Genomic DNA, 3386 nt, shown 5'->3' on the forward strand with positions numbered 1-3386 from the left:
TGAAAGCACCGGCAAGGGTCCGGCCGGCGCCCCGAAGCCCGTAGAGGCCCAGACAGCGTCATACCAGTGCGGTGCCCAGACCCCGTCTTCCGCGCGCGGACCCGCTGGCCAGTTCAGCATCGCCGGATCGAACCCGATATCGAGGGCCGCGCAGAGGCGGGAAAGCACTCTCTCCGGGTCTTCAAGCACGCGGTCAGCATCGATCACCGGCACAGGCCCGAGACGCCGCGACAGGTCCATCTGCTGCGGGATGCCCAGCGCCTCAAGGCTGAGCGTCTCCATCTTTCGCTGGTACGAGGCGATGACACGCGCCGGATGGCGGACCAGCAGTACGTGCCGCTCGATCCGGTCCAGCCAGTCCATGGGAATTTCGTCCACCATGTGGTGGATCATGTGTTTCTGGTAGAAGAGGCGCTTGCCGCCGGGCACGGGGCCAGTCATCGCCGCAATTACCTTGCCGGGATCCGCCTCGTGCGCGGCCAGGATTTCCTCCGTCATCGGATGGTCCAGTCGGGTGATCTGCAGGAAGGCTGCATAGAAGGGCTCGTCGACGACCGCCGTATCGGCGCGCGCTGCAAAGCTGCGCATCATCGTGGTCGACAGGTTGCGCGGACCCGACCACATGGCGATCCGGACCGGCGCGCTCATGCAATCGGTGTCAGGCTTTTCGCCTGCAGCGCCCTGTAGAGCGCGCGAATGCGCTGCGAGACCGGACCATCCAGGTGCTCGATCACACGGCCGTCGACTTCGCGCACCGGGGTGACGCCCGCAAACGTCCCGGTGATGAAAGCCTCGTCGGCAGAGTAGACATCGAACAGCGAAAACCGCTTCTCGACCGCCGGGATGCCCGCCTCCCGGCAGACGCGCAGGATATTGCCGCGCGTGATCCCGCCGAGGCAGTATTCCGGCGGCGACGTCCACACTTCGCCGTCCCGCACGATGAAGAAATGCGTCGAATTGCACGTCGCCACGAATCCGGCCGGATCGAGCATCAGCGCCTCGTCGGCGCCTGCCTTGTCCGCCTGAATACAGGCCATGATACAGTTGAGCTTGGAGTGCGAATTGAGCTTCTGGTCCTGCTCGGCCGGCCCCGTGCGCCGCACGTGCACCGTGAACAGGCTCACCCCGCGCGCCTGTACGTCCGGCACCGGCGTCTTGTATTCCGGGATGATGACGATGGTCGCCTTGCCAATCGTGAAGCGCGGCCCCTGATAGGGCGTCTTCTTGATCCCCCGCGTCACCATCAGGCGGATGTGCACCCCGTCCTGCATGCCATTGGCCTTCAGGCAATCCATCAGCCGCGCAGTCAGTTCTTCCCGCGTCAAGCCGATGTCCATGTCGATCGTCTTGGCGCCCGCGAACAGCCGTTTCAGATGCTCCGGCCAGAAGGCGACCCCGCCGTCCAGGATACGCAGGCCTTCCCACACGCCGTCGCCCAGCAGATAGCCGGAATCGAACACGGAAACGACCGCTTCCTCGCGTCGCTTCAGCGCGCCGTTCACCGAAATGAGCACATCGACGTTGCGCGGGTCGGCAACATAGTCGTGAACTCCGTGGACTTCCTCTTCCGTCATGCGGCGCGCGCCAGCCAGCCGAGAATATCGGCAGCGACCTTGTCCGTACCCGGTTCATCCACGATCCAGTGGGCATGGTCCGGATACTCGATGAAATCGCCAGCGACCGGGCTGCACGCATACTTCGCGGCGACCTTGCGCACACCCTGCGGCAGCGTCGCGCGGTCCTGGCTGGCGGCAATCGTCAGCGTGGGGATCGCCACCTTGCTCTCGTCGACCGAAAGGCCGTCCGAGATATCACCGTAAACTTTGCCCGAATCGAACAGGGCGCCCGCATAGATCGCGTCATGGCGGCTTTTCGGCACGCGGTTCAGGACGCCGGATTTAAACCCGGTCTTCCATATCTTGTAGGACCGGGTGCGGTCCTGTTTCGTGATGACGTTGAAGAAGGTCCACGCCACCGAAAGTCCGATCACGGCGCAGTCCTTGGTCTGCGCCGGCGTCAGGAACACAGCCTTTGACACCTCGCCCCTTTCGGCGAGCACTTGGGCGATCAACCCGCCCATCGAATGTCCGATCACGGCCGGCTTTGCGCCGTCCCGCGCGGCCAGCCGCCGCGCTTGCGCCGCTGATGCGTCGATATAGTCTGCGATGCCAAGGTCCGGCAGGCTGGCTGGCGGGTTCTCGCGTACGCGCTGGTCCGGAAACAGCGTGATCGCCTCGCAGGTCCAGCCACCGGCCTGGAAGGCAGGCTTCATCGCATCCCAGGCGCTGGCATCGCACCCGACCCCATGGATCATCAGCAGTGTCGGCATGTCCCCTCCCCGTCAGCCCTGCGGTACACGCCCCGGCAGCACCGGTTCGGTCCATCGGCGGAAACGCTCCGCCACTTCCAGATACACCGGCCGCTTGAATGGCACGATCAGGTCCGGCGTTTCTTCCAGCGGCGCCCAGCGCCAGGCATCGAATTCCGGCGTATGCCGGTCGAGGCGCACATCGCTGTCCGAGCCCTTGAACCGCAGGGCAAACCATTTCTGCTTCTGGCCGTGATAAGGCCCCGGCAAGCGCTTCTTCAGGTCGGGCGGAAACTCGTAGTGCAGCCAGTCCGGCGTTTCCTCGAGCACATCGACCAGCTTGGCCGGCACGCCGATTTCTTCCTCGAGCTCGCGCAAGGCGCCCTTCACGGCGCTTTCGCCGTCATCGATGCCGCCCTGCGGCATCTGCCATTGGAACGGCCCGCGGCCATTCACACGGCGGCCGATGAAGACGTGTCCCGCCTTGGAAAACAGGGCGAGGCCGACATTCGGACGATACAGGCTTGAATCGAACTTGGGCTGGGTCACCCACCAGTATTTAGCCCAGACATATCAAGGCTGCCAGTGCGCACCTCGAGCGGGCGCGCATTGGTGATGGCCGAAACCGGGGCGAGCAAGAGGCCCTTCTCTTCCAGCTGCGAGATCCAGACCTTTGCGGCTTCGACCGTAACCGGGAAAGCATAGCCGGACCCGAAGGCCGCACCTTTCTCGAGGGCTTCCGCTTCAAGGTCCATCAGGGCCGCGCTGATATCCGCCGGCGTCTGGCGGTTATCGATCGGCCCATAGGCCCTTGCATAGCGCAGGCCCGCCTCCCGGGCGATGCTGGACAGGACCGAGCGATCGAAGCTGCCATCATCAATGAAGGCGAGACCTTTATCACTGAGGCGGGCGAGCACGGGGCTGGCCGAAGCCTTATCCGCTGCAAACTTGGCACCTTGATAATTTACGATGCCGAAATAGCCGCTGGTGCGCGCCAGGGTCGTCTCGAGGCGCGCAATGTTCGTCTTTGCTTAAGCGCCCGAGGTAAACCTGTATGGATTCATCTTCATGCGCCCGT

Annotated in this window: 5 protein-coding genes; all 5 read right to left on the minus strand. The window is 64.1% G+C overall.

Annotation, left to right across the window (positions count from 1 at the left end):
• Positions 1–648: HAD family hydrolase (locus WEA77_RS08625; RefSeq protein WP_368067463.1), on the minus strand; the 648-nt coding region annotated here is incomplete at its 3' end.
• Positions 645–1574, minus strand: a complete 930-nt coding sequence (locus WEA77_RS08630) for an aminotransferase class IV (RefSeq protein WP_368067464.1) — start codon at positions 1572–1574, stop codon at positions 645–647. The genes WEA77_RS08630 and WEA77_RS08625, both read right to left, overlap by 4 nt.
• On the minus strand, positions 1571–2329 hold the full coding sequence (locus tag WEA77_RS08635) for an alpha/beta hydrolase (protein ID WP_368067465.1): 759 nt from the start codon (positions 2327–2329) through the stop codon (positions 1571–1573). The genes WEA77_RS08630 and WEA77_RS08635 overlap by 4 nt, the downstream gene beginning before the upstream one ends.
• Positions 2330–2341: 12 nt before the next feature.
• Positions 2342–2857, minus strand: a complete 516-nt coding sequence (locus WEA77_RS08640; protein WP_368067467.1) for an RNA pyrophosphohydrolase — start codon at positions 2855–2857, stop codon at positions 2342–2344.
• Positions 2854–3327: a divergent polysaccharide deacetylase family protein gene (locus WEA77_RS08645; RefSeq protein ID WP_368067468.1), complete on the minus strand. Its 474-nt coding sequence runs from the start codon at positions 3325–3327 to the stop codon at positions 2854–2856. The genes WEA77_RS08640 and WEA77_RS08645 overlap by 4 nt, the downstream gene beginning before the upstream one ends.
• Positions 3328–3386: the final 59 nt, after the last annotated feature.

The organism is Hyphomonas sp., assembly GCF_040882205.1.
GTDB lineage: Bacteria > Pseudomonadota > Alphaproteobacteria > Caulobacterales > Hyphomonadaceae > Hyphomonas.

Excerpts from the sequence above, each read along its gene's own strand:
- WEA77_RS08630 (WP_368067464.1), bottom strand. The coding sequence starts at position 1,574 with ATGACGGAAGAGGAAGTCCACGGAGTTCACGACTATGTTGCCGACCCG.
- WEA77_RS08635 (WP_368067465.1), bottom strand. The coding sequence starts at position 2,329 with ATGCCGACACTGCTGATGATCCATGGGGTCGGGTGCGATGCCAGCGCC.